The following is a 792-nucleotide window of genomic DNA, read 5'->3' as shown; positions in this document are numbered from 1 at the left end:
GTACCTAGCAAACGCTCTCCTGGTCAGGAGGCTGGACGGATCCGGCGCTGGCAAGTTCACTCACTCGCATATCGTATGCTGGCCAGTCTGCGCGGCGCAGACTTCGCTCGATACCGTGACGAGCGTCGTGCAGATGGGAGGGCAGAGAACACGATTCGGCTGGAGCTGCAGCTCGTCAGTCATCTGTTCGAGACCGCGCGAAAAGAATGGGGTATGGAAGGGCTTGCCAATCCTCTCAAGAATATCAAGAAGCCCAGTGGCAGCTCGGCGCGTGACAGACGCCTACAGGTAGGCGAATACGAAGCGCTGAGGGCCCGGCTGGAAGCATCAACCAACCCCTATGTAGTTGTTGCATTCGACTTGGCGATCGAAACAGCCTTGCGTCAAGGAAAGTTGTTTGATCTTCGCTGGGAGTGGGTCGATCTGTCTGCCCGCGTAATTCGTATTCCCTCGCTAGTTCGTCAGGCCGACAACAAAGGGGTGCCGGCAGTCTTGCCGCTATCTCGTCGAGCTCAGGTGGTGCTGGCGCAGTTGCAATCGCGCACTGGATGCACGGAGGGAAGGATCCTCAACACGACCCCTAATGCGGTCGTATGCACTTGGAAGCGCGCGACCAGGGCGCTTGGCATCGAAGACCTGCGCTGGCATGACCTGAGGCACGAGGCAGCTTCGCGCTTGTTCGAAAAGGGCTTGAATCCGATGGAGGTGGCAAGTATTACCGGGCACAAGAGCATGCAAATGCTCAAGCGCTATACCCACCTTCGTGCCGAGAATCTTGTTGCGAAGTTGGAC

At 57.7% G+C, this 792-nt stretch carries 1 protein-coding gene; it reads left to right on the top strand.

The genetic code is table 11. The annotated features are described in order from the left end of the window. Positions 1 to 75: 75 nt before the first annotated feature. The coding region (locus tag KDH83_RS30960) for a site-specific integrase (RefSeq protein WP_249205471.1) at positions 76 to 792 on the top strand (717 nt) is incomplete at its 3' end.

This window comes from Achromobacter sp. Marseille-Q0513 (genome assembly GCF_018195695.1).
Lineage (GTDB): Bacteria > Pseudomonadota > Gammaproteobacteria > Burkholderiales > Burkholderiaceae_B > Achromobacter.
This window is presented reverse-complemented; position numbering and strand designations above follow the sequence as displayed.